This is a genomic window from Pseudomonas sp. PLMAX (genome assembly GCF_046042685.1).
Classification (GTDB): domain Bacteria; phylum Pseudomonadota; class Gammaproteobacteria; order Pseudomonadales; family Pseudomonadaceae; genus Aquipseudomonas; species Aquipseudomonas putida_AE.
Genome location: NZ_CP064949.1, coordinates 4,423,758 through 4,448,751, shown reverse-complemented (window position 1 = coordinate 4,448,751; position 24,994 = coordinate 4,423,758). Strand labels below are relative to the sequence as shown.

At 58.5% G+C, this 24,994-nt stretch carries 18 protein-coding genes and 2 pseudogenes; 16 read left to right on the top strand and 4 right to left on the bottom strand.

The genetic code is table 11. The features are described from left to right. The first annotated feature begins 328 nt into the window (after nucleotides 1-328). The 11 genes and pseudogenes from tssI to DKB71_RS20150 all read left to right on the top strand — a co-directional run bounded on the left by tssI (nucleotide 329) and on the right by DKB71_RS20150 (nucleotide 12,932). Nucleotides 329-2,182, top strand: a complete 1,854-nt coding sequence (tssI, locus tag DKB71_RS20200; protein WP_408596953.1) for a type VI secretion system tip protein TssI/VgrG — start codon at nucleotides 329-331, stop codon at nucleotides 2,180-2,182. Between the two features lie 12 nt (nucleotides 2,183-2,194). Continuing rightward, nucleotides 2,195-2,782 (top strand): hypothetical protein, encoded by a 588-nt coding sequence (locus DKB71_RS20195; RefSeq protein ID WP_323628516.1) that lies wholly within the window; start codon nucleotides 2,195-2,197, stop codon nucleotides 2,780-2,782. 36 nt (nucleotides 2,783-2,818) lie between these two features. After that, nucleotides 2,819-3,286 (top strand): DUF1795 domain-containing protein, encoded by a 468-nt coding sequence (locus tag DKB71_RS20190; RefSeq protein ID WP_323608982.1) that lies wholly within the window; start codon nucleotides 2,819-2,821, stop codon nucleotides 3,284-3,286. Nucleotides 3,287-3,291: 5 nt separating this feature from the next. Continuing rightward, the gene (locus tag DKB71_RS20185; protein WP_408596950.1) at nucleotides 3,292-7,491 is read left to right on the top strand and encodes an RHS repeat-associated core domain-containing protein; all 4,200 of its coding nucleotides are present in this window, start codon (nucleotides 3,292-3,294) and stop codon (nucleotides 7,489-7,491) included. Nucleotides 7,492-7,494: 3 nt separating this feature from the next. Then, nucleotides 7,495-8,034: an imm11 family protein gene (locus DKB71_RS20180; RefSeq protein WP_408596948.1), complete on the top strand. Its 540-nt coding sequence runs from the start codon at nucleotides 7,495-7,497 to the stop codon at nucleotides 8,032-8,034. 318 nt (nucleotides 8,035-8,352) lie between these two features. Next, the gene (locus DKB71_RS20175) at nucleotides 8,353-8,976 is read left to right on the top strand and encodes an Imm43 family immunity protein (RefSeq protein WP_408596946.1); all 624 of its coding nucleotides are present in this window, start codon (nucleotides 8,353-8,355) and stop codon (nucleotides 8,974-8,976) included. 190 nt (nucleotides 8,977-9,166) lie between these two features. Beyond that, nucleotides 9,167-10,850: pseudogene (locus DKB71_RS20170) on the top strand (type IV secretion protein Rhs); the annotation flags it as partial. Nucleotides 10,851-10,864: 14 nt separating this feature from the next. Beyond that, nucleotides 10,865-10,975, top strand: a complete 111-nt coding sequence (locus DKB71_RS20165; protein ID WP_408596944.1) for an HNH endonuclease — start codon at nucleotides 10,865-10,867, stop codon at nucleotides 10,973-10,975. A gap of 86 nt (nucleotides 10,976-11,061) precedes the next feature. Then, a complete protein-coding gene (locus DKB71_RS20160; protein WP_408596942.1) occupies nucleotides 11,062-11,553 on the top strand; it encodes an SMI1/KNR4 family protein in 492 nt (163 codons plus the stop codon). Between the two features lie 148 nt (nucleotides 11,554-11,701). Next, complete coding sequence (locus tag DKB71_RS20155; protein WP_408596940.1) at nucleotides 11,702-12,589, top strand: hypothetical protein; 888 nt, start codon at nucleotides 11,702-11,704, stop codon at nucleotides 12,587-12,589. Nucleotides 12,590-12,716: 127 nt separating this feature from the next. Beyond that, the gene (locus tag DKB71_RS20150; protein ID WP_274078135.1) at nucleotides 12,717-12,932 is read left to right on the top strand and encodes a molybdopterin-binding protein; all 216 of its coding nucleotides are present in this window, start codon (nucleotides 12,717-12,719) and stop codon (nucleotides 12,930-12,932) included. Nucleotides 12,933-13,027: 95 nt separating this feature from the next. Here DKB71_RS20150 and DKB71_RS20145 read toward each other — a convergent pair whose 3' ends face one another. From DKB71_RS20145 to DKB71_RS20135, 3 genes are all read right to left on the bottom strand, one after another. Next, entirely contained in the window at nucleotides 13,028-13,390 is a 363-nt protein-coding gene (locus tag DKB71_RS20145; protein ID WP_151141247.1) for a hypothetical protein, read from the bottom strand. A gap of 215 nt (nucleotides 13,391-13,605) precedes the next feature. Then, on the bottom strand, nucleotides 13,606-14,238 hold the full coding sequence (locus tag DKB71_RS20140; protein WP_077183156.1) for a response regulator transcription factor: 633 nt from the start codon (nucleotides 14,236-14,238) through the stop codon (nucleotides 13,606-13,608). A gap of 7 nt (nucleotides 14,239-14,245) precedes the next feature. Beyond that, nucleotides 14,246-15,616 carry a cache domain-containing protein gene (locus DKB71_RS20135; RefSeq protein WP_408596937.1) on the bottom strand — a complete coding sequence of 457 codons (1,371 nt, stop codon included), beginning with the start codon at nucleotides 15,614-15,616 and terminating at the stop codon, nucleotides 14,246-14,248. A 354-nt stretch (nucleotides 15,617-15,970) separates the two neighbouring features. On the opposite strand from DKB71_RS20135, the gene DKB71_RS20130 reads away from it, so the two are divergent. The 5 genes and pseudogenes from DKB71_RS20130 (at nucleotide 15,971) to DKB71_RS20110 (ending at nucleotide 23,261) form a co-directional block, all read left to right on the top strand. Then, a complete protein-coding gene (locus DKB71_RS20130) occupies nucleotides 15,971-18,028 on the top strand; it encodes a carbon starvation CstA family protein (protein ID WP_408596935.1) in 2,058 nt (685 codons plus the stop codon). Nucleotides 18,029-18,030: 2 nt separating this feature from the next. Next, entirely contained in the window at nucleotides 18,031-18,228 is a 198-nt protein-coding gene (locus DKB71_RS20125; RefSeq protein WP_034150399.1) for a YbdD/YjiX family protein, read from the top strand. 256 nt (nucleotides 18,229-18,484) lie between these two features. Next, nucleotides 18,485-19,534: pseudogene (locus DKB71_RS20120) on the top strand (IS110 family transposase). Between the two features lie 1,906 nt (nucleotides 19,535-21,440). After that, nucleotides 21,441-22,511 (top strand): GGDEF domain-containing protein, encoded by a 1,071-nt coding sequence (locus DKB71_RS20115; protein WP_408596933.1) that lies wholly within the window; start codon nucleotides 21,441-21,443, stop codon nucleotides 22,509-22,511. 246 nt (nucleotides 22,512-22,757) lie between these two features. Beyond that, on the top strand, nucleotides 22,758-23,261 hold the full coding sequence (locus DKB71_RS20110; protein WP_408596931.1) for a hypothetical protein: 504 nt from the start codon (nucleotides 22,758-22,760) through the stop codon (nucleotides 23,259-23,261). Between the two features lie 165 nt (nucleotides 23,262-23,426). Here the strand turns inward: DKB71_RS20110 and DKB71_RS20105 are convergent, their stop codons facing one another. After that, on the bottom strand, nucleotides 23,427-24,992 hold the full coding sequence (locus DKB71_RS20105; protein WP_408596929.1) for an aldehyde dehydrogenase (NADP(+)): 1,566 nt from the start codon (nucleotides 24,990-24,992) through the stop codon (nucleotides 23,427-23,429). Nucleotides 24,993-24,994: the final 2 nt, after the last annotated feature.

Sequence of the window (24,994 nt, the reverse complement as noted above, 5' to 3'; positions counted from 1 at the left end):
AAGCGCGTGGAAGCGCCCGCATGCACTGCCTGCGACTTGACAGGGCGCATGACATGCGTGTCTCCTTCCCGCGTTCGAGTACCTGTGATATTCGTAAAAGTGTGACAAATTTCTCAATTATTTAGCCGGGTAATGGCACTTTCATACTGCCTTGCGGTCGCAGTTCCTGACGCACAATGGTGTGTAATGGATTTCATTCGGTGTTAAAAAAATCGATGAAAATCAAGAATTCATAGTTGCGGTAAACAGGGTTTTGAGCCTTTTATCTGATTCGTGCGCAGTGGTTGAGAGAGGGCGGTAGCTTTCCACTGTTTTCAAGGAGATACACATGTTGATGGACCTTGCCGCAATGCTTTCCCCGCAGAATCGGCGCCTGTTCAAGTTCAAGAACTTCGCCAACCCCGAACAGCAATTGTTGCTTGAGTCCTTCAAGGGGACCGAAGGTCTGTCCCGCGCGTACAACTTTGAATTGCTGCTGGTGTGCCAGGACTCCGGCGTCGAGTTGAAGTCGATGATGGGCCAGCACGTGGTCCTGGAAATCGAACTGGCAGACGCCACGCCTCGCTACCTGGCAGGCTACCTGACGCGGTTTGCCAGCATCGGCAGTGACGGCGGCATGGCGCGTTATACGGCGACGCTGAACCCCTGGTTCTCCATGCTGAAGAACCGCTTCGACACGCGCATTTTCCAGGGTTGCACAGTCGAGGATGTCGTCACCCAGGTGTTTGCCCTGTGCACCGCGTTTTCCCGGCACGAATTCCGTCTGAGCAAGCCGCTCAAGCATTACACCTACATCACCCAGTACCGTGAATCGGACTTCAATTTTGTCCAGCGCCTGCTGGAAGAAGAGGGGATGTTCTACTACTTCGAGCACACCGCCGAAGGCCACACCATGATCATCTGCGACGACTCCAGCACGCTGGTGCCGTTGCCTGAACAACCGCAGATCCGCTTCCACACGGCATCGGTCACCGAGACCGCCGACTCCATTACCCAATGGAGCGGCAACCGCCAGTTGCAATCGGGGAAAATCGCGGTCCAGACCTTCGATTATCGACAGCCGTCCAATCGCTTGCCGGTCGCCATGAAGAGCCTGAACAAGCAAGGCGACGTCGACGACTTCGAAATCTATGATTTCCCTGGCCAATACACCCACGGCACCTACGACGAAGGTGAAGCGCTGCTGCGGTTGCGGGTCGAAGCGCTTGAACTCAAGGGCAAGAGTTTTCATGGCGCCAGCAACTGCCGGGCGATGAAACCCGGCTACACCTTCGAACTGCTGCAGCATTACGATCACGATCAAGGCCCCGCCGATGATCGTCAGTTCCTGCTGATGAGCGTCGAGAGCGAAGGCCACAACAACTACCTCAGCGGGCAGCAGGCGAGCTACTACAACACCTTCTCCTGCGTGCGCAAAAAGATCGTCTTCCGCCCTCAACTCACCACCCCGCGACCGACCATCTCCGGCCCGCAAACCGCGATCATCGTCGGCCCGCCGGGGGAGGAAATATTCACCGACGAACTCGGCCGCGTGAAGGTGCAGTTCCACTGGGACCGCAAGGGCGAGCACAACGACAAGAGCTCCTGCTGGGTCCGCGTTGCCCAGGCCGGCGCCAGCGGCGGTTTCGGCAGCATCCAGATTCCCCGTGTGGGCGATGAAGTCGTGGTGGTGTTCCTCGATGGCAACCCCGACCGCCCATTGGTCATGGGCAGCCTCTACAACAGCCAGAACACCCCGCCGTGGTCGTTGCCGGCAAACAAGACCCAGAGCGGGTTCCTGACGCGGTCGATGAAGGGCGACGGCGGTACGGCGAACTTCTTCCGCTTCGAAGACAAGTCCGGCGCCGAGCAGATCATCATGCATGCCGAGCGCAACATGGACACCGAGATCGAGGTCGACGAGACCCACAGTGTCGGCAGCAACCGCACGATCACGGTCGGTGGCACGCACACCGAAACCATCAAGAAAGACACGGTGATGAATATCCAGGAAGGCTCGCTGACGATTCAGGTCGACAACCAGTTCATTCAGGTCAGCGCCAACCAGCACATCATTCTCCAGGTGGGGGACAGCAGCATCACCCTCACGCCGGACGGCATCGAGATCAAAGGCAAGGCGATCACCACCACCAGCACCGGCACGACCCAGATCACCGGTTCCGAGGTCAGGGTCAATGACTGAGGTAACGGTGTCATGACCAGGGTCAGTCTCTACGATCGCATTTCCGAAAAGCGTATTGCGCGGGAGGAAGCCGAACGCCTGGCTCAACAGAACGCGCTCCTCGTGCAGCCTGAGCCCGAGCCGGAACTCGAGCCCGAGCCTGTGTTGGCGCTGCAAGACACGCCCAGCAGTTTCTCCTTCGGGGGTTTCAACCTGGCTTTTCCGGCGGGCTTCGATTTCCGTGAGGTCCAGACCACCCTCGAGCACCAGGGTGAGCCGATCAGCCTGACGATCAAGCGTCGTGATGTGCAGCAGGGACAGACGCTGGAGCAGCTTTTCGAGGCCTCGGTGCAGGCGTTTCGCCGGGAGCATCCGGACGTGCGCATCATCCGTCAGCGCGATGTCAGCGTGGCCGGCAATGCAGCGAAATCGGTGGATCTGCATTTCAAGTGCGGTCATGCCGATCGACATGCGCGCCTGGTGGGTGCGCTGGTGCCCGTCGCCGGGCGTGACGATGGGCAGTGGCTGAGTATCGCTTGCGAGATCGATCCGGCCCGGCCCGCGCTCAGTCTCTGGCTGGTTGATTTTGACGGCATGCTCGACGGCCTTGCCGTGCGCTGAACGCCACATTTTTTTGATTCAAGGAAGTTACCCAGAATGGATTATGAGTTGCAGGAAGGCAGCATCGCGCTGCCGCAAGGGTTCCAGGACCGCACGGTGAACATGTTCGTGCTGGGGGCAAGCATTCCGGCACCGTTGAGCATCACCGTTTCCCGAGACACATTGCTGCCCGGTGAGGCGCTCAAGGCCTACGTCGAGCGTCAGGTCAAGATGCTCGCGTCCAAGCTGCGCGGCTATACGCTGTTGGGCAAGAAGGCCGTTGCGCTGTCGACCTCGGCACCGATCGACGGCGTGCAGATCGATGCGTATTACATGACCGATGGCCGACCTTTCTATCAGCGCCAGGCGGCGTTCCTGATCGAGCCTGGACGCGCGCTGATTTTTTCCACCACAGCCCAGGCTGATTTCAGCAGCGAGCAGAATCAGAACTGGAATGACCTGCTGGCCAGCTTTCAGCCTCGCCAGCCCGGCGGCACCAAGACCGACTCCAGCACACAGGAGTAACGGTCATGTTTGAAGCCGCAAGGTTTGGCGATGAACTGTCGCACACCAGCGCCCTGGGTGGGTTTCTCATCGGCGCAGCGCTCGGCATTGCGCTGGTCGCCACGGTGGCGATCGCGACGTTCACCTGTGGGTTTGGCGTGGCTTTGTTGGCGGGTTTGGTCGCAGGCGTCGGAGGTAGCCTGCTCACCGCGGCCGGGGAGAAAATCGGCAGTATGTTTTCTTCACCCGCGGGGACCATCGTCACCGCGTCGCCCAACGTGTTCATCAATAGCCGCAAGGCCGCCCATGTCGAAAAAAGCACGGGAGCCTGCGACAAGCATCCCGGCCCGGTGAAGGTCGCCGAAGGCTCGACCAACGTCTTCATCAACGGCACGGCGGCCGCCCGCAAGGGCGACAAGATGACTTGCGGCGCGACACTCTCCAGCGGCTCGGACAATGTCTTCATCGGTGGCGGTACCCATCGCTACCTGCCGGTGGACGACGAGATCCCGGGTTGGTTGCGGACCACGGTCGACATCCTCATGGCGGTCGCCGGCGCAGCGGGTGGTATCGCCCAATTGATCAAGGCCGGGACCCAGGCCGGCATGAAAGCCATCATGCCTTGCGCACTGAAATTCACCGCCGGGTTTGTCGCCGGTGAGGTGGCCTCACGTTATGTCGTGGGGCCGGCCATCGAGCGAGCGGTGGGTGGCCTGATCGGCAACCCCGTCGACGCCACCACCGGCCGCAAGGTCATAACCGACGAAACCGACTTCAGTTTGCCGGGCCTGATGCCGATCCAATGGTCGCGGTTTTATGCCAGCGACCTGAGCGTCGACAGCGTGCTCGGCAAGGGCTGGGTCCTGCCCTGGGAGCAAAGCCTGCGTCGCAGTGGCGCCTTCGTTTATCTCACCGACAATCAGGGGCGCAGCGTTCCATTCGTGGACGTGCAACCGGGGGAGCGCATCTACAACCCCCATGAACAGGTCTATCTGGTCTGCACCGAAGGCGGCCACTACCTGCTGCAAACCCTCGACAACACCTTTTTCTACTTCGGCGAAGTCGCGGACGACAACAACCCGGTGCCGCTGCAACGCATCGAAAACGCCCTGGGCCACTTCCTGCATTTCACCCGCACCGCCCAAGGTTCGCTCACCGACATCAGCGCCACCGGTGGCGTGCGCGTGCACCTGCATTACGACAACCCGCTGGGCCGCCTGACCGACGTCAGGCGCGTGGTCGACAACGAAGCCGTTGAAACCCTGGTGCAGTATCGCTATGACGACAATGGCCAACTCGCCGAGGTGATCAACCGCAACGGCGATTCCGTGCGCCGCTTCAGCTACATCGACGGGGTAATGGCCAGCCACAGCAACGCCCTGGGCCTGACCTGCAACTACCGCTGGGAATCCATCGACGGCCAGCACCGGGTAGTGGAGCACTGGACCAGCGATGGCGAACGTTTCCACTTCCGCTACGACATCAAGGCGCGCACCACACGAGTCACCGACGTGCTCGGGCGCGAAGCCGAGATTCACTACAACACCGATCACCGCGTGATCGCCAGTCGCGACTTCGGTGGCGAGCACTACGTCATCGACATCGATGACAAGGGCAACATGACCGGCCTGACGTTACCTGACGGCAACAGGATCACCCTCAAGTACGACGAATACTCGCGCCTGCTCGAAGAGACCGACCCGCTCGGGCGCTCGATCAAATACCGCTATCACCACCTGACCCCGCTGGTCACGCAGGTGGACTACCCCGACGGCAGCACCTGGCAAGCCCGCTACGACGACATGGGCAACCTCATCGCCGAAGTAGACGCCCTCGGGCATGTCACCGAATACCTCAATGGCGACGACGGCCTGCCACACACCATCATCGATGCAACCGGCAAGTCCAAATACCTGTGGTGGAACTCCCTGGCCCAGGTCGAACGCTTCCAGGATTGCTCCGATAAAAACACCACCTACCGCTTCGACGAGCGCCACCATCTGGTCGCCGTCACCGACGCGCTGGGCCAGACCACCACGCTGGAGCGCAAGCCGGACGGCGAAGTGCTGCGCATCCATCACCCGGATGGCAGCGCCGAGTCGTTCACCTACAACGCTCTCGGCCAGGTGCTGACGCACACCGACGGCAAGGGCCAGACCACCCGACTGCTGCGCACCGCCCGGGGCCTGCCGAGCAGTCGCCAGGACGCCAAGGGCCAGCGCATCCGCTACGAATACGACCCGGCGATTCGCCTGACCGCGCTGATCAACGAAAACAACGCGGCGTACCAGTTCGCCTACGATGCATCCGACCGTATGATCGAAGAAAAGCGCATCGACAACCTGACCCGGCGTTTCAGTTACAACCTGGGCGGGCATCTGACCCAGGTCGACGAAACCGGCTACGGTGAACGCGGCGAGCGACCACAACGTCGCACCGAATTCGAACGCGACAGCATTGGTCGGCTAATGGCCAAACTCAATGCCGATGCCCGTCAGGATTATGTGTACGACGACGGCGATCGTCTGCTGTCGATCCAGCGCCTGCCGACCGCGCAGGGCAAGCAAATTGGCGTCAGCGAAGAAACGCTCGAATTTTCCTACGACCTGCTCGGCAGGTTGGTCCAGGAGACGACGGCTCAGGGCGCCTTGTCCTACGAATACGATCCACTGAGCAACCTCACCACCTTGACGTTGCCCACCGGCCAACACCTCAATCACCTGTACTACGGCAGCGGTCACCTGCACCAACTCAACCTCGACGGCCAACTGATCAGCGACATCGAGCGCGACGACCTGCACCGCGAAGTCCTGCGCACCCAGGGCACGCTCACCAGCTGCTTCGGCTACGACGCCATGGGCCGCAAGAGCTGGCAGTTCGCCTCGCGCCTGCCGGCGGAAAAACTCTCGCGCCTGCACAACCCCGGCATCCAGCCCGACCTGCTGGTCGAGCACGCCTACAACCCGATTCACCGCCGTCACCAATACGACCCGGCTGGCGAACTGACCCGCACCCTCGACAAACTGCGCGGCGAGATCAAGTACGAGTACGAAGCCAACGGCCAGTTGCACAGCCGCGACACCGGCCAGTTGATCGACAGCGAAGAATTCCGCTACGACGCTGCGGCGAACCGGTTGAACTTCAACACCAGCCAGTTTGACCACGTCAAAGACAACCGCCTGAAGCGCTGGCGGGATCAGGAATATGCTTACGATGCGTGGGGCAACCTGATTGAGAAACGCAGTGGGATGGGCACGCTGCAGACGTTTGTTTATGACTGTGAAAATCGGTTGGTGCGGGCTGAGAAGTTGGTGAATGGCAGGCTGGAGAGTACCGGTGCGTATCGGTATGACAGCCTGGGGCGACGGGTTGGCAAGGTTTCAGAGGTCAACGGCAAGACCGAGCAGAAGCACTTTTTGTGGCAAGGCCTGCGGATGTTGCGTGAAGAGCGACCGGGGCAGAGCAGTCTGTATCTCTATGAGCCGGGGAGTTATGCGCCGCTGGCTCGGGTGGATCAGGAAGAGGGTGGGGAGCAGGAGCTTTACTACTTCCATACCGACCAGATTGGTACGCCGTTGGAGATGACTGACGCGCACGGGAGCATTGTCTGGCAGGCGACGTACAAGGCGTGGGGTTCGGTTGAAAGGCTGGCGGTCAATGACATCGAGCAGAATTTGCGGTTTCAGGGGCAGTATTTCGATGACGAGACGGGGCTGCACTACAACACGTTTCGGTATTACGATCCGGAGGTGGGGCGGTTTGTGGCGCAGGATCCGATTGGTTTAGCTGGCGGAGTCAATCTGTATCAATATGCTAATAGCGCTATTGGTTGGATCGATCCATTGGGGCTTTGCTCCAAAGCGCTAAGCAACAATATGACAAAAAGTGGAACTCCCCGCCCCGCAAACTCCGCTGCTCATCACATCGTTGGTGATACTGCCAAGCTTGCAGCTCCTGCGAGAGCGGTCCTGGCAAAGCATGATATTCATGTGGATGATGCAATCAACGGAGTGTTTTTGCCTAATCGTAATAACGTTGACTCGAGCGTGCCAGGGATCCTGCATAATGGTAAGCATCCAAATTCTTATTTTGAGAATGTTAACCAGCTTATAATTAGTGCAGATAAGGCTGGTGGCAAGCCGATGGTTTTGAAGACAATCGATAGAATCCGAAATACATTACTAACGAGTCCACGGGACGCTCAGTGGTCCGGATTATTTGGGTGATTTATGAAAATTTATTCAATAACGCAAAATGACAAATATAAAACATTGGTCGATGCGGATCAAGTGGAAAGTCTGCAGGAGTTCGCTACAAAGCTTGCATATGGTGACGCAATTTTGGAGTCTGAAAACCAGTGTTATCGCGTTGTATATAATAGTGATGATAAAAACAAACCGGCACTTTCTGATTTTTTTACATTTTTCAGGCCTATCTTGGTTGTCTCTGAAAAAGCATATGAGGCGCTTGGTTTTTTGCAGGTTTTTCCTACGGTTAAGTTGCTCGGGCCGCGTGCGGGGGATGTCGCAGTATTTGTTGCCGAGGTTCTATCAGATGCATTTGATGTTGATCAATCCGATTATCATAAGGGGGAGGGTGGGTATGTAGTTTACAAAGCGGTGTTAAATATTCCCGAGAATTACAAGAGTGAGATTTTTCGCATTCCTGAAAATCCGCAAGTTCTATATGTCAGTCAAGTGTTCAAAGATGCTGTAGAGTCGCAGGGCCTGAGAGGGGTCGCTTTTAAGGAGGTTGCACAGGGTTGTTGAGTGAATAAGCGGAAAAAGGGGACAAGCGGAAAAGAAGCGGAAAAGGGGACAGATTTATTTTAAGCGGAAAAGGGGACAGATTTATTTTGGACCGTTTTTCGTTTTTCCCTAAATAAATCTGTCCCCTTTTTCGGTCCCCTTTTTCGCCGAAAGCGATGTGAGTAAGCTCAATACTGCATTTAGAGCTGGCCGATTGTCGGATATGGACCTGGCGTTGGGGTTGAAATCTATCCAGAATAAATGGCGTACTAATATTCTAGCAAAAAATGTCCCTATTAATGCGAAGGGGCGACTATGCTAAGTGCTATGGAGAAAATCATGTTTACGATTGCCTATAAAGGTGGTGAAAGCGGTTGTCCGGAAGGAGGGGTTTACGGAGAATTGGTTGGGTATAATTGGAACTCAAATAATTTTGAGGATGATAAATTTCCACCTGAAGGCGCGATTCTAGATTTTTACGCACAACATAAAACTGTAGTGACGGACTTCTTTTATTTTGGTAGTGAGTTTATTTGTTCCGGTGATTTTCTTGCATTGATTAAATCATCTAATTGTGGTGTTGTGGATGTCAGGGAGATTCGACTCCATCAGGAGAGTAAAGTCTCCCCGATTTCACCAAAAAAATACTTTTTGGTGCGTAGTAGAGAAATTCATAAGATTTTGGATATGGAAAAATCTAAATACGAGTTACGGCTTGATCCGGTTACTAAAGATCCAGAAGAGGATGTGTTTCATCCAGGTAGAGTGATTTTTGACACTATATCCGATTTTAGTATAAAAAAAGACATTTGTGATTTGGATTTTTTTATTTCTTCTGAGATGCTGAGAGAAGAATATGTTTTTTCAGTCGAACTTGGAGAGAGAATTATTAGGCTTGAAATGAAAGGTGTGATGCTAATACCATCGTCTGAGTTAGTGTACGATGCGAAATTAGATTTTTAGTGTTGGGCGGTTTTTATGGTGGTGATTAAATTTTGAGAGCGTGCCTCTGAAGGCTGTTTGTGAAGGTGGTTGGTTCTTAATTAGTTGCGGTGTTCTTTAATAAGTTGGTTTTCGGAAGGGGTGAGATAATAACTCGGCCTCTAATGTTTACGCTGTTATTGCGAACAATAAAGCACGCAGCACACGGATCGCCGACCCGCTCGGGCGCACGATCAAATACCGCTATCACCACCTGACCCCGCTGATAACACAGGTGGACTACCCGGACGGCAGCACCTGGCAAGCCCGCTACGACGACATGGGCAACCTCATCGCCGAAGTAGACGCCCTCGGTCATGTCACCGAATATCTCAACGGCGACGACGGCCTGCCGCACACCATCATCGACGCGACCCACAAGTCCAAATACCTGTGGTAAAACACCCTGGCCCAGGTCGAACGCTTTCAGGATTGCTCGGGTAAAAACACCACCTACCGCTTCGACGAGCGCCAGCATCTGGTCGCCGTCACCGACGCGCTGGGCCAGACCACCACGCTGGAGCGCAAACCCGACGGCGAAGTGCTGCGCATCAATCATCCGGACGGCAGCGCCGAGTCCTTCACCTACAACGCCCTCGGCCAGGTGCTCAGCCATACCGACGGCAAAGGCCAGACCACGCGCCTGCTACGCACCGCCCGAGGATTGCCGAGCAGCCGCCAGGACGCCAAAGGCCAGCGCATCCGCTACGAATACGACCCGGCGATTCGCCTGACGGCGCTGATCAACGAAAACAACGCGGCGTACCAGTTCGCCTACGATGCGTGCGACCGGTTGATCGAAGAAAAACGCATCGACAACCTGACCCGGCGTTTCAGCTACAACCTGGGCGGGCATCTGACCCAGGTCGATGAAACCGGCTACGGCGAACGCGGTGAACGGCCACAACGTCGTACCGAATTCGAGCGCGATAGCATTGGCCGGTTGCTGGCCAGACTCAATGCCGATGCCCGTCAGGATTATGTGTATGACGACGCTGATCGCCTGCTGTCGATCCAGCGCCTGCCGACCGCGCAGGGTAAGCAACTGGGTGTCAGCGAAGAAACGCTCGAATTCGCCTACGACCTGCTCGGCAGGCTGATCCAGGAGAAGACAGCGCAAGGCGCCTTGTCCTACGAATACGATCCACTGAGCAACCTCACCACGTTGACGCTGCCCACCGGCCAACACCTCAATCACCTGTATTACGGCAGCGGCCACCTGCACCAACTCAACCTCGACGGCCAGCTCATCAGCGACATCGAGCGCGACGACCTGCACCGCGAAGTCCTGCGCACCCAGGGCACGCTCACCAGCTGCTTCGGCTACGACGCCATGGGCCGCAAGAGCTGGCAGTTCGCCTCGCGCCTGCCGGCGGAAAAAACTCTCGCGCCTGCACAACCCCGGCATCCAGCCCGACCTGCTGGTCGAGCACGCCTACAACCCGATTCACCGCCGTCACCAATACGACCCGGCTGGCGAACTGACCCGCACCCTCGACAAACTGCGCGGCGAGATCAAGTACGAGTACGAAGCCAACGGCCAGTTGCACAGCCGCGACACCGGCCAGTTGATCGACAGCGAAGAATTCCGCTACGACGCTGCGGCGAACCGGTTGAACTTCAACACCAGCCAGTTTGACCACGTCAAGGACAACCGCCTGAAACGCTGGCGGGACCAGGAGTATGCCTACGATGCGTGGGGCAACCTGATTGAGAAACGCAGTGGGATGGGCAAGCTGCAGACGTTTGTGTATGACTGTGAAAATCGCTTGGTGCGGGCTGAGACGTTTGTTCATGGCAGGTTGGAGAGTACCGGATCTTATCGGTATGACAGCTTGGGGCGGCGAGTTGGCAAACCGGTAAGACCACTATGCAGTTAGTAAAAACCGCAGCACATGAAGCGACATTTCCACATGGCGGCTCTGTTGCTCAGTTTGAAAAAACATTTCGGTCTACCTTCAGGGTCATATGGCAATGCTGATGCAGTGGGCATATCGCATACTAAGGGCTGGTTGAAAGGGCGTGCTCCAAAGGCTGCATCTACAAGTTGTTAGTAAGGAGATAAAGATGGGTGTACTACAAATGTCAAAGTCCGATCCGAAAGTGGCTAATTCTGATTTAGAGTTGCTGGAAAACGAAATCGGGCACGCGTTACCTGAAAATTTTAAAGATTTTTATTTGAGTCATAACGGCGGAGTTCCAGATAGAGATTGGTGGGATAGTGGTGATGAATATGAGCCTGTCCGAGTAAAAAAATTTAAAGCAGTTGCGGCGAGTGGTGTATTGGATGCAGCGGAGACCAGGTATTTAAACGGCTGTTTTGCAGTGATGGTTTCCAAGAAGGTGATACCTAACACCTTGCTGCCGTTCGCAATTGATGACGGTGGTAACTTTTTCTGTCTGGATTTGACCGATGGCAACATATGTTTTTATGCAAATGATTCCTTTGATTCGGATAGCAGTTATGCCGCCAGTCATGCAAAGGCCTATCGATGGCTTGCAAGTTCGTTTGACGGTTTTATCAAGGGTTTAAAGGACGAGTCAGAGATTGACCTGTAATTCGAATTTTGCAGGTGCGATGAGCTGTGACAGAAATTGCGATGGTCCGCACAGCGAGGTGGACACTGATTGTCGTTTTTTTGCTTTTTAACTAACACCCGTCTGGCTTCGGTGTTTTTAAATCAACTACTAGGGAAGTAACCATCTCATGCAGCAATCGACCACACCCGCTCCAACATTGACGGGTCAACTGATCTCTACCTTCCGCCACGGCAAAGGGTTTCTGGTCTTCATTCTGTTGTTCGCAATCGTCTTGCTGGGTCTGGCAGGATTTGTGTTGTACCTGGGGACCCTACTGCCGACGGGCAGTTCCGGGGCGAACTCCAGTAGTGGTTCCAGCCCGCAGTTGCTGATCTATTCCGTCAGTGGCTTGCTAGTCGTCATTTCGGCGGTCCTGTTCGGACTTTATACGTGGCAGAAGAAGTTACGCGGAACCCATTACGAGGTTTACGAGCGCGGCATTGTTGCTGTCAGTGGAAAGCAGCAGCAATTTATGGCTTTTGCTGAGATAGAAGACCTGTATCTGTTTGGCTCGGGGCAAGCGGGATTCACCGGCCTGATCACCAACCTGGCGTACCGGCGTAATGAAAGTGAGCCATTTCATCGCGTGATCGAGTCGCTGAAAGGCTTTCAGGATTTTCAGCAATTGGTGCGTGATTTGCACGTGCGCGAGCGTCTGCCGGTTGTGATGAACAAGCTTGAGTCTGGCGCAGCAGTCACTTTTAAATATGTACCTACCGGCCAGGTATGGCGCAAACGGATCGCGGGGGACTTCCTGAATGTCGTCACTCAAGCAATTAGTGTGACACGCGAGTTTCTGCAGGTTGACGGGCGTAAAGCTCCGGTGTCGACTCTTACTTCCGTCGATTTGAATGCCTGGAGTGAGAAAGTCACCATCAAGGACGAGACCGGGAATCCGATGCTATCAACGGTGTGCACCGGCATCATGAGCCATGACCTGTTTCTCTCCACTCTGGATGTATTGCTGGATGCTGAGCGCGCCAGCAACGATGAGGCGGCGCCAAGCCTGGCCTGAGGATGTATATATTCTTTAATGGTATAAATAGATAATTATTTATTCCTTTTGTTGTTGTGGCAGGCAGTGCACCTTGGAGGCCTGCCCCTTCATGTGCAAGGGTCGACGTCAGACAGGAAGCCTCAACATGACCATCAAAGCGATCAACGTCCGCAACCAGTTCAAGGGCATCATCAAGGAAATTCTGGAAGGCGAAGTGGTGTCCGAAATCGACGTGCAAACGGCATCCGGCATTGTCACCTCGGTGATTACCACCCGCTCGGTGCGCGACCTTGAACTGAAGGTTGGGAGCGAAGTGATTGCCTTCGTGAAATCCACTGAAGTCTCGATTGCCAAACTCTGAATCCGAGGTTCAACGCCTGACTAATTATCACAGGTACAAAAAGCCCGGCTGATCAGGCCGGGCTTTTTGTTGGGTACTGCGGTGCAGCGATGGGGTCAGGCGACGGTATTGCCTTGCAGGCGATCGGAGCCATCGGCGGCGACGGTGTTGCCCTGCAGGCGATCAGAGCCGTCGGCGGCGACGGTGTTGCCTTGCAGGCGGTCGGAGCCATCGGCAGCGACGGTGTTGCCCTGCAGGCGATCGGAACCATCGGCGGCAACGGTGTTGCCTTGCAGACGGTCCGAACCATCGGCAGCCACACGATTTTCGATCAGGCGGTCAGAACCACCCTCAGCCACTCGGCTTTCAATCAGACGATCCGAGCCACCTTCAGCCACAACAGGTTGAACAGAGGTAGCGGCAAAAGCGTTAACTGCAAAAACCGAGAAAGCGATGCTGAGGAGGGTTTGGCGTTTCATGATCGTGTGCTCCGGGGTGTTGTTGGTTGGTATGGAGCTGATGTTACGCCGCACAGTTTTTAAGAGAACTTCATTGAGTTAATGGTGACTATTGACGTAGTCAATGGAGGATTCGGTGATCCTGGTGGGAGCGCGAAAGCGGTGTGCCAGTCACCATCATCGTTGATTGACACACCGCATTCGCGAGCAAGCCCGCTCCCACAGGATTCGTGGCGTTAGCGGGAAATCAGTCCGTGATCGAGGGCGTACTTGACCAGTGCCGCCGGTTTGTCGATGTTTAGCTTGCGCCGGATGCTCAGGCGATGGGTTTCCACGGTGCGCACGCTGATGTCCAGTTCCCGGGCCATTTCCTTGTTGTTCAGACCCTGGGCCATTTTCGCCAGCACCTGGCTTTCCCGCGGTGTGAGTTCGTTGTCGGTGTTCCTGTCGGCAATCAGCCGCTGGGCGATGTCGGCGCTGTAGAAGGTGCCGCCGCTGGAGATGGCTTCGATGGCGGCGATGATTTCCCGGGACGGGGCATTCTTCAGCACGTAGCCGCTGGCGCCGGAGCGCACCGATTCACTGACGTATTCGTAATTGTCGTACATGCTCAGCACCAGCACCTTGAGCGACGGGTACTGGGTGCGCAGCACGCGGGTCAGTTCCAGGCCGTTCATGTCCGGCAGGCTGATGTCGACCAGCAGCAGGTCGGGCTGGCAGCGCCCGACCATCTCGATGGCCTCGGCGCCGTTTTCCGCTTCGCCGACCATTTCCAGGGGCGACATCACGGCCAGTAGCGCCTTGATGCCGTCGCGGACCAGGGAGTGATCGTCGACCAGGGCGACGCGGATCGGGGAGGGCAGGTTCATGCAAGGTTCACTCTTGTAGTTTTGCGCCAGGTTTCATCGGCAGCCGTACGTCCAGCTCGCTTCTGCCTGGCATCGAGATCAGATCGAAACGCCCGCCAAAATGTTCGACGCGTTCGCGGATGTTACGCAAGCCAATGCCGGCCTGGCGACGTTCGACCTGGGCAACATTGAACCCCATTCCGTCATCGACCAGCGTCAGCCGCACGGACTGTTCACAACCGCGCAGGCTGATGGACACGTTTTTCGCCTGGGCGTGACGTTCGATGTTGGTCAGGCCTTCCTGGACGATGCGGAACAGCGCAACAGCGGCGCCGTCGACCAGTTGGCAGTCGAATTCATTTTCGTCGTAGGTCACGGTCAAGCCGCTGCGCTGCTGGAATTCCGCAGCCAGTTGGCCGATGGCGGCTGGCAGGCCAAGGGTATCGAGCAAGGATGAGCGCAGATCATGGGAGAGACTGCGCACTTCGCCGATGGCTTCGCCCAGGCGCTCGGTGGCGTCTTTCAACGTGTTCAAGCCTTTGTCGTGGTTTTGTCCGCTTTCCAGCAAGTGGCTGGCCAGTTCGAACTGGAACTTGATCGAGACCAGCACCTGGCTGATGCCGTCGTGCAGTTCACGGGAAACCCGCGAGCGCTCTTCCTCCTGCAGGCTGACGATGCGCTGGGTCAGGCGCTGCAGTTTCTTGTCGGCCAGGCGATGCTCGCTGACGTTGAGGGTCATGCCGGTGGCGAAGACAAACAGCACCGCCACCAGCGCCACCACGGCAATCGCCATCATGGTCTTGCGGATGCCCTGGGCCACTTCGGCACGGGCCTGCTGGGTGGCGCGCTCGACGTCTTCGAGGTAGATGCCGGTGCCGAGCATCCAACCCCAGCGATCGAGCATCACTACGTAGGCGAGCTTGTCGGTGACCTGGCCGGAGGAGGGCTTGTTCCAGGCGTAGCGCTGGAAGCCTTCGCCCGATTGCGCACTCTTGAGCAGCGCCTGGATCACCGGCAGGCCGTGGGGGTCCTTCATGTCCCACAGGTATTGGCCCACCAGTTCCGACTGGCGCGCGTGCATCAGGCTGCGGCCTTCATGGTCGTAGACGAAGAAATAGCCGTTGATGCCGAAGCTGAGCTTGCGCAGTTCTTCGAGCACCTGTTGCTGGGCGCGCTGATCGCCCTGGCCGTTGTCGTACAGCGGCTCGATCAGGCTTTTCGCCATTTCGACGTAGTTTTTCAGTTCCGCGCGCTTGCTCATCAGGATGCTGTCTTCGATCAGCTGCGCCTGTTGATCGCCCAGTTGGCGGTTGAGCGAAATCACCAGGGCGCAGATGACGGCAATGGCCAGCACCAGCGGCAGAATGCCGAGGGCGACGATCTTGTGTTTGAGCTGCATGTTCACTCCTGCCCGCGCGAGGGGTGGGGATCATATGCCAAAGAGAGGCCCGGCCTGTAGCGCGACGAGACGGAATGACTCAAGGCTGGGATGAAACGCAAACCAATGTGGGAGCGGGCTTGCTCGCGAAGGCGGTGGATCAGTCAACATTTCTGCTGCCTGACACACCGCCTTCGCAGCAAGCCTCTCCCACATTTGATCGGGGGCATCTACGTAGAACTACGTAGGTGGTGTGTACGTAGTAACGCGGATTTATTTGTGGACGCCATGCGCGGATATTGGGCCAGCTCCGCTCAGCGGACACAATTATAAAAATTACCGCCGCAGTCACGAGCTGTCGGCAGGAGACCCCCTATGCCCCGTCTGGCTAAACACCTCGCCTGGTTTGCCGTGGCTGTCCTGGGAGCGATTGCGCTGAGTGTCGTGGCCCTGCGCCGCGGCGAAGCGATCAACGCCCTGTGGATCGTCGTCGCAGCCGTCGCCATCTACCTCGTTGCCTACCGCTACTACAGCCTGTTCATCGCCAACAAAGTGATGCAGCTGGACCCCAATCGTGCCACTCCCGCTGTACTCAACAATGACGGTCTGGACTACGTGCCGACCAACAAACACGTACTCTTCGGTCACCACTTCGCGGCCATCGCCGGCGCGGGGCCGCTGGTCGGTCCGGTCCTGGCGGCGCAGATGGGCTATCTGCCCGGCACGCTGTGGCTGATTGCCGGCGTGGTGCTGGCCGGTGCCGTGCAGGACTTCATGGTCCTGTTCATGTCCACCCGCCGCAACGGCCGTTCGCTGGGCGACATGGTCCGCGAAGAAATGGGCCGCATCCCCGGCACCATCGCGCTGTTCGGCTGCTTCCTGATCATGATCATCATCCTCGCGGTGCTGGCGCTGATCGTGGTCAAGGCCCTGGCCGAGAGCCCGTGGGGCATTTTCACGGTGATGGCGACCATCCCGATCGCGATGTTCATGGGCATCTACATGCGCTACATCCGCCCGGGCCGCATCGGTGAGATCTCGGTGATCGGCGTGCTCTTGCTGCTGGGGTCGATCTGGCTCGGCGGGCAGATCGCTGCTGATCCGGTGTGGGCCAAGGCCTTTACCTTTACCGGTATCCAGATCACCTGGATGCTGATCGGTTATGGTTTTGTCGCCGCAGTGTTGCCGGTGTGGCTGATCCTGGCACCCCGTGACTACCTCTCTACTTTCCTGAAAATCGGTACCATTGTCGCCCTGGCTATCGGCATCCTGGTGACCATGCCCGAGCTGAAAATGCCGGCGCTGACCCAGTTCATCGATGGCACTGGCCCGGTATGGAAGGGCGGTCTGTTCCCGTTCCTGTTCATCACCATCGCCTGTGGCGCGGTGTCGGGTTTCCACGCGCTGATCGCTTCCGGCACCACGCCGAAGCTGCTCGCCAGTGAAGGTCACGCCCGTTACATCGGCTACGGCGGCATGTTGATGGAGTCCTTCGTGGCGATCATGGCCATGGTCGCTGCCTCGGTGATCGATCCGGGTGTGTACTTCGCCATGAACAGCCCGGCCGCCGTGGTCGGTGCCGACGCGGTTGCCGTGGCGCAAACCGTCAGCAGCTGGGGTTTTGCAATCACCCCGGAAGCGTTGCAAGCGGTGGCCCACGACATCGGCGAAACCACCATCCTGGCCCGTGCCGGTGGTGCGCCGACCCTGGCGGTCGGTATCGCACAGATCCTGCACCAGCTACTGCCAGGTGAAAACACCATGGCGTTCTGGTACCACTTCGCGATCCTGTTCGAAGCGCTGTTCATCCTGACCGCGGTGGACGCCGGTACCCGTGCCGGCCGTTTCATGCTGCAGGACCTGCTCGGCTCTTTCGTCCCATCGCTCAAGCGCACCGAATCCTGGACCGCTAACCTGATCGCCACCGCCGGCTGTGTGGCGATGTGGGGTTACCTGCTGTACCAGGGCGTGATTGATCCGTTGGGTGGCATCAATACCCTGTGGCCACTGTTCGGCATCTCCAACCAGATGCTGGCGGGTATCGCGCTGATGCTCGGCACCGTGGTGCTGATCAAGATGAAACGCCAGCGTTACGTGTGGGTCACCTTGTTGCCTGCCGTGTGGCTGCTGATCTGCACCACCACTGCCGGCTTCATCAAGCTGTTCGACGCCAACCCGGCGATCGGCTTCCTGGCCCTGGCGAAGAAGTATAGCGATGCGCTGGCCAATGGTCAGGTACTGGCCCCGGCCAAGAGCATTGACCAGATGCAGCACGTGGTTTTCAACGCTTACACCAATGCGACGTTGACCGCGCTGTTCCTGTTCGTGGTGTTCAGCATCCTGTTCTTTGCACTCAAGGTCGGCATCGCCGCCTGGGGTACCAAGGAACGCACGGACAAGGAAGCGCCGTTCCATGCGCTGCCGAAGGCCTGAGCATGTTCAATGACTTGAGTCGCCTCGGTAAATACCTCGGTCAGGCCGCGCGCCTGATGGTGGGGATGCCGGACTACGACAACTACGTCGAGCACATGCAGACCAAGCACCCGGATAAACCGCTGATGGACTACGAGGCGTTCTTTCGGGAGCGCCAGGAGGCTCGGTACGGTAGCAAGGCTGGGCCGAAGTGTTGTTGAGCTGAGGTCTGGTTGACGCACCGTTCCTGTAGGAGCCCGGCTTGCCGGCGAAGGCGATCTTCAGGACGCCATCAGCCGGCAAGCCGGCTCCTACAAGTCCGCGTCGACCACAACGCCCCCGCAAACTCTGTATTGGATGGACTCGCCCCAGCCGAGGCGTCAATGCGCCACGGTGGCAGTCTAAACAGCCAACGACAGCGAGGGCGAGTCCATGAAAAAGCATAGTTCGATTGATCAATCCCTGTCTTCTACCGATTTGTCGGCCTGCACAACCTTGGCGGTCGATCTGGCCAAGCAGGTTTTTCAGGTCGCCGGTGAAGATGTTCTCGGCCAGGTGCGCTTCGAGCAACGGATCAAGTCGCGCGAGGCGTTCTATGAGTTTCTCCAAAAGTTGCCGCCTCATGTTGTGGTTTTGATGGAGACCGGTCCGGTGCTCAAGCCCGGCCCGGCAACTGCAAGACCAAGAAATTCGGCGCGAATTCTTCCAGCCGGTTTGGTGGCCAAACATCGCAGCGGGCCAAAAATGATCGCAACGATGCGTTGGCGATTCTGCGGCTGGTCGCGATGAAAAAATCTGCGCAGTACCGGTCAAAGGCCGCGGCGCTGGCCATGCAGGCGTTGCATCGCGCCCGTCAGGGTATGTGCGTCGGCACGGCCGTCAGTAATCAGATGTGCGGCCTGCTGCTCGAGCACGGTGTCGCCTTTGGCGCAAGGCGATGTTGCGATCAGCCAGAAAATTCCGCGGGTGCTGGAAGATGCTACCCAGCCGGTGCCGGCCCTGCTGCGTGAACTGGATCGACGAACTGCTGGCCGAGTGGCGCCATTTGGGCGAGCGCATCAGCGTACTGACGGGACGCCTGGAAGTGGCCGCCAACGCCGACATGACGGCGAAGCGACTGATGACTGTGCGCGGCATCGGCCCAGTCACTGCCACGGCCCTGGTGGCCAAGGAAACCAAGCCTGAGCGATTTCCCAATGCCCGCAAGTTTGCCGCGTACTTTGGCATGGTGCCTGACCAGCACAGCAGCGGGGAAAAGATCCGGCTGGGGACATGACCAAGCGAGGTGATGCTTATTTACGCAGCCTGATGATCCAAGGAGCCCACGCGGTGCTGCAACAACTACGACCTGATTCCAGCAACCCGATGACCGCCGCTTGTTGCACTGATGAGCCGGTTTGGGTCGTAAGAGAAGCTGCGATCAGGCTAGCCAACCGCAACCTGCGAATCGTCTGGGTGCTTCTACAGAATGACCAGACTTATCGTCGCCACGCCGGAGATGGCCAGCAGGCAACGATGAGCCACTGAGCGACAGAGTTCTGCCACCGAGGTACCAACTGTCCAACCCTTTGCTGAAAAATTGACCCCAGGTAAGACCGGCGTGGATTGATGCTAAGCTCCTACTGGCCTTCGAGGCCTGAATGTAATCGGCATACCACGAGCTTTTCCACTTTGGCCAAGCCGAAGACGGCTCCACGAATAGGCCTTATACATAGATGCAACGGGGCGACGGTTTTTAAAAGCGGGTAGACAGTGGGGCGAGTCCATACATAGGAGCTGGCTTGCCAGCGAGGGCCCCAAAGCTCGCTGCCGAGGACGTTGCCGGCGCCGGGCCCTGAAGTCCGCGTCGACCACAACAGCCCCGCGCAAACCTTTGGAGCTGGCTTGCCAGCGAAGAGGCCGCAAACTGACGCAATATTCGAAGCGCTTGCCGGCCGGGCTCCTACAAGTCCGCGTCGACCACAACGCCACGCCCGGCGCACCTTTGTAGAGCTGGCTTGCAGCGAAGGGCCTGAAAGCCCGCTGCAATATTCGACGCCATCGCCGAAAGCCGGGCTCCACAAGTCCGCGACCACAACGCCACGCCCGCGAACCTTAGGAGCTGGCTTGCCAGCGAAGAGGCGTAAAGCTCGCTGCAATATTCGAGGACGCCTTCGCCGGCAAGCCGGGCTCCTACAAGTCCGCGTCGACCACGCAACGCCCCGCGCACCTTAGGAGCTTGCCAGCGAAGACCCGCAAACCACGCAATATTCGAACGCCTGCCGGCAAGCCGGGCTCCTACAAGTCCGCGTCGACCACAACGCCACGCCGCGCACCTTTGTAGAGCTGGCTTGCCGGCAGAAGACCAGGACGCCATCGCCGGCAAGCCGGGCTCACAAGTCCGCGTCGACCTAACGCAACGCCCCGCGCACCTTGTAAGGACTGGCTTGCCAGCGAAGAGGCGAAAGCCTGTTGCAATATTCGAGGACGCCATCGCCGGCAAGCCGGCTCAAATCCGCGTCGACCACAACGCAACGCCCCGCACCTTTGTAAGACTGGCTTGCCAGCGAAGAGCCCGCAAACTCGACGCAATATTCGAGGACGCCTTCGCCGGCGCCGGCTCCCAATCCCGTCGACCACAACGCAACGCCCCGGCGACCTTGTAGGAGCTGGCTTGCCAGCGAAGAGGCCCAAAGCTCGCTGCAATATTCGAGGACGCCTTCGCCGCAAGCCGGGCCCTACCAAGTCCCGTCGACCACAACGCCACGCCCCGCAAACCTGTTAAGGCTGGCCCAGCGAAGAGCGCCAAAGCTCGCTGCAATATTCGAGGACGCCTTCGCCGGCAAGCCGGGCTCCTACAAGTCCGCGTCGACCACAACGCCACGCCCCGCGCAAACCTTTGTAGGAGCTGGCTTGCCAGCGAAGAGGCCCGCAAACTCGACGCAATATTCGAGGACGCCTTCGCCGGCAAGCCGGGCTCCTACAAGTCCGCGTCGACCACAACGCAACGCCCCGCGCACCTTTGTAGGAGCTGGCTTGCCAGCGAAGAGGCCCGAAAGCCCGCTGCAATATTCGAGGACGCCATCGCCGGCAAGCCGGGCTCCTACAAGTCCGCGTCGACCACAACGCAACGCCCCGCGCAAACCTTTGTAGGAGCTGGCTTGCCAGCGAAGAGGCCCCAAAGCTCGCTGCAATATTCGAGGACGCCTTCGCCGGCAAGCCGGGCTCCTACAGGTCCGCGTCGACCACAACGCAACGCCCCGCGCAAACCTTTGTAGGAGCTGGCTTGCCAGCGAAGAGGCCCGCAAACTCGACGCAATATTCGAAGACGCCTTCGCCGGCAAGCCGGGCTCCTGCAGTTTCAAGGGTCATTGCAGGGATAGCCGTTTATCAGGCGTATCGGTATGCTCAGCGCACAGCCGAAATGCCCATGATAAACAACCACAGTGACGTTATGAGCTCATCAGAAACGCGTGCGAATGTCCTAGCGCTGTATCCGGAAGACTCCCGCGAAGCGGCGGCCCTGCTCAAGCAGGCCGTGCCGCTGATGGTTCGCCATAACATCCCGCCCAATCCCGTGCACTACGCCCTCTGGTACACCTACAGCCAGGGCCAGGACCCGGAGCTCAATCGTCACCTGGACCGCGTGGTCCGGGACTTCGACGGTTGCCCGCCAGAGTCGGCGACTCTCCTGTTTCGCCAGTACATCATCCGTGACGAGCTGGAAGATGCCCGCGCCGAACAGCATCAGGTCATCAGCCTGGTCGATGGCATGGAGCGCGACGTCTCGCAAAGCGTGGAAGGCAGCCTCAACTTCCAGAACCGCCTGGGGCAGTGCCTGGAAATGCTCGACGAACCGGCCAATGACCGCCTGCCGGGCATCTTGAGCGAGCTGCAGCAGAGCACTCGGCTGATGCAGAGCCAACAGGAACACTTCCTCACCCAGTTGCACTCGGCACAGGACGAAATCAAGACCCTGCGCGACAAACTGCAGCGCGCGCAACTGGCCGCGACCCTCGACGGCCTGACCGAACTGTTCAACCGCACCGCGTTCACCCGCCTGCTGGAACAGGCGCTGGGCAAGGCTTCCCGTGGGGTGGCCCTGTTGATGCTGGATATCGACCACTTCAAGCAATTCAATGATCAGTACGGTCACCCGCTGGGCGACCGGGTCCTGCAGCATGTCGCCCAGGTGCTGCGCGGGGCATTGCCAGCCAATGCGTTCGCGGCGCGTTACGGCGGTGAAGAGTTCTGTGTGGTCCTGCCCGATTGCGCCGACCTGGGCAGTGCCTGTGCCTTCGCCGAGCACCTGCGCCTGAAGGTCCAGTCGTTGCGGATCAAGGCGCGCGGCACCGACACCGTGCTGGACACCGTGACCGCGTCGTTCGGCGTCGCCCTCGCACAGCCCGGCGACAACCAGGAAAGTCTGCTGACCCGCGCCGATGACGGGTTGTACCAGGCCAAGCGCAATGGGCGGAATCAGGTGTTTGCCTTGCAGGAAGGGGCGGCGACGACCTTTTCCTGACCTGACCTGACCTGACCCTGATACCTGTGGGAGCGGGCTTGCTCGGGTAAAAACCAGGGACATGCTTCTCTACCATCGGCGCCTGCGGATGCGTTCCGATTAGTTGCCTGTCCTCAGACCAATATTACTGTGTCCTAGTCCATTACCTACAATTTTGTGGGATCTCCCCGACTTGCGATAGTTGCCTAGCGTGGATAATTTGATAACTCATTGAATGGGGGGCACAGGCAGTGCCAAAGGGTTTTTATGCTCGACATTTTGCGTGGCACACCACTATGGGTTTACGCAGTTTTTTTTATCGTGACGTATTACGGCGTCATTGCCTGCTTCAAGAGTTATGAAACGAAAAAATCGTTACTACTGACACCGGCGATATTCGTCGCTATTTCCGTGCCCTCGCTGAAAATCTCCCAAGGATTTGTGGTTCCGCTTTCGGTTTATGCGCTGGGGTTGCTGGTTGGGTGGTTGCTGGCCTTACGCTTTTACTCGTACCACAACGTGAAACATGAGGGTGGGGGGCTGGTGCTGGATGGCACGATCAGAGTGCTGATTGTGTATTGGTGCTTCTTCGCCTGGCGTTACTACAGCGGTTACCAGGAGGCTGTGCATCCGGAACTGGCCAATGAAGTTTCGTTAGTGGCCTGGTCGTCATTGGGGTCTGGGCTCATCAATGGTTTGATCGTTGGACGGAGTTTCAGGTTATTGCGTTTTTTCAAGTCCGATAATGTGCCAGCGGTGTCTTCTAAATGATGGCTTGCGTCGACACAGATCTTATATCCACCATCGAACCTCGTGGAGCGGGCTTGATGGCTAAGAGGGCGTGTCAGGTTAATTGATGTCGACTGACACTCCCTCGGAACGCCGCCCGGAGCAAGCCCGCTCCCACATTTAGAATTTGCCTGGCGCGAAAACTGCTTATTGACCGTCGACGCTGCGCGGCACACCGAGCGGATTGCCCTCACGCAGTGCCTCGGGCAGCAACGCATCGGGAAAACCCTGGTAGCACACCGGCCGCAGAAAACGCTCGATGGAACTCATGCCCACCGACGTGAAACGGCTATCCGACGACGCTGGAAACGGCCCGCCGTGCACACTGGCGAAAGACACCTCTTGCGGATGGGCAAAGGCGTTGACGACGATCCGCCCGGTGCGCCGCTCCAGGATCGGCAGCAAACGACGGGCCAGCGCCAAGTCCTCGGCTTCCATGTGCATGGCAGCACTGAGCTGTCCGCGCAGAGCCCGGGCGACCGCGAGCATTTGCGCCTCATCCTCGACCTTCACCAACAATGCTGCCGGTCCGAACACTTCCTCGGCAAGACTTGCTTCGCTGAGAAAGCGCTGACCGTCGACCTCAAGCAAGGCGGACTGGCCGTCCAGCGTCGCAGTGGCGGCCGGGCCATCGGCAACTGGCGTGGCGCCGGCGCCGTGCAACCTGTCGAGACCGCTCAAGTAAGCCCCATGGATGCCCGGCGTCAGCATTGGCCGCGCCGGTGCCGTCGTCACGCGACTGATCATGGCCGCGCGCAGGGACTCGTAACCGGCCCCGGCGATGGCGATCAGGATCGCCGGCTTGAGACAGGCCTGCCCGACATTGACCAGCATGCGCTCGATGAAACCATCGCCGATCTGCGCGCCACGCTCTGCCAGTGCCTGGGGCAGGATGAACGTGGGGTTGACGCTGGCCATCTCGGTGAAGACCGGGATCGGCTCAGGGCGTAGCTGTGCCCGGCGATACAGGGCCATGCCGCCCTGTTCGGAACCGGTGAAGGTCACCGCCTTGATCAACGGATGGTCAACCAGGGCTTCGCCGATCGCGTTGCCGGCGCCGCGCACCATCGAGAACACGCCTTCAGGCAAGCCGCTGTCCTGCACGGCCTTGCGGATGGCCCGGCCCTGGATTTCCGAGGCTCCCGGGTGAGCGTTGTGGGATTTGACGACTACCGTCGCGCCCGCCGCCAGCGCCGCGGCGGTGTCGCCGCCGGCCACCGAGTAGCTGATGGGGAAGTTGCTGGCGCCAAACACCGCCACCGGGCCGAGGGCGATTTTCTGCAGGCGATGATCCATGCGCGGGCGTGGCTGGCGCTCGGGCTGGGCCGGATCGATGGCCACCTGGAGGAAGCGTCCCCGGCGCACCACCTCGGCGAATTGCCGAAACTGCGTCGCGGCCTTGGCCACTTCGCCCAGCAGTTGGGCTTCGGGCAGGCCGGTTTCCAGGGCGGCCCTTGCGGCCAGCGGCTGGGCGACGGCGTCCAGATTGTCGGCGATGCGTTCGAGCAAGGCCGATCGCTCGGCGAGCGAGGTGTGGCTGTAGTGGTCGAACGCGGTGTCGGCGAGGTTCGCCGCCAGGTCCACTTCGGCGGCGCCACCGAAGGCGAATTCCGGCTCGATCAGCTGATGGGTGGCGGGGTTCAGCGCCTTCATCGTCCCTGCGCTGGCGGCGACTTCGTTGGCGCCGATCAACAGGTTTCCAGTCAGTTTCATGG

Coding starts and splice junctions, on each gene's coding strand:
- tssI (WP_408596953.1), top strand. CDS start 329: ATGTTGATGGACCTTGCCGCAATGCTTTCCCCGCAGAATCGGCGCCTG.
- DKB71_RS20195 (WP_323628516.1), top strand. CDS start 2,195: ATGACCAGGGTCAGTCTCTACGATCGCATTTCCGAAAAGCGTATTGCG.
- DKB71_RS20190 (WP_323608982.1), top strand. CDS start 2,819: ATGGATTATGAGTTGCAGGAAGGCAGCATCGCGCTGCCGCAAGGGTTC.
- DKB71_RS20185 (WP_408596950.1), top strand. CDS start 3,292: ATGTTTGAAGCCGCAAGGTTTGGCGATGAACTGTCGCACACCAGCGCC.
- DKB71_RS20180 (WP_408596948.1), top strand. CDS start 7,495: ATGAAAATTTATTCAATAACGCAAAATGACAAATATAAAACATTGGTC.
- DKB71_RS20175 (WP_408596946.1), top strand. CDS start 8,353: ATGTTTACGATTGCCTATAAAGGTGGTGAAAGCGGTTGTCCGGAAGGA.
- DKB71_RS20165 (WP_408596944.1), top strand. CDS start 10,865: ATGCAGTTAGTAAAAACCGCAGCACATGAAGCGACATTTCCACATGGC.
- DKB71_RS20160 (WP_408596942.1), top strand. CDS start 11,062: ATGGGTGTACTACAAATGTCAAAGTCCGATCCGAAAGTGGCTAATTCT.
- DKB71_RS20155 (WP_408596940.1), top strand. CDS start 11,702: ATGCAGCAATCGACCACACCCGCTCCAACATTGACGGGTCAACTGATC.
- DKB71_RS20150 (WP_274078135.1), top strand. CDS start 12,717: ATGACCATCAAAGCGATCAACGTCCGCAACCAGTTCAAGGGCATCATC.
- DKB71_RS20145 (WP_151141247.1), bottom strand. CDS start 13,390: ATGAAACGCCAAACCCTCCTCAGCATCGCTTTCTCGGTTTTTGCAGTT.
- DKB71_RS20140 (WP_077183156.1), bottom strand. CDS start 14,238: ATGAACCTGCCCTCCCCGATCCGCGTCGCCCTGGTCGACGATCACTCC.
- DKB71_RS20135 (WP_408596937.1), bottom strand. CDS start 15,616: ATGCAGCTCAAACACAAGATCGTCGCCCTCGGCATTCTGCCGCTGGTG.
- DKB71_RS20130 (WP_408596935.1), top strand. CDS start 15,971: ATGCCCCGTCTGGCTAAACACCTCGCCTGGTTTGCCGTGGCTGTCCTG.
- DKB71_RS20125 (WP_034150399.1), top strand. CDS start 18,031: ATGTTCAATGACTTGAGTCGCCTCGGTAAATACCTCGGTCAGGCCGCG.
- DKB71_RS20115 (WP_408596933.1), top strand. CDS start 21,441: ATGAGCTCATCAGAAACGCGTGCGAATGTCCTAGCGCTGTATCCGGAA.
- DKB71_RS20110 (WP_408596931.1), top strand. CDS start 22,758: ATGCTCGACATTTTGCGTGGCACACCACTATGGGTTTACGCAGTTTTT.
- DKB71_RS20105 (WP_408596929.1), bottom strand. CDS start 24,992: ATGAAACTGACTGGAAACCTGTTGATCGGCGCCAACGAAGTCGCCGCC.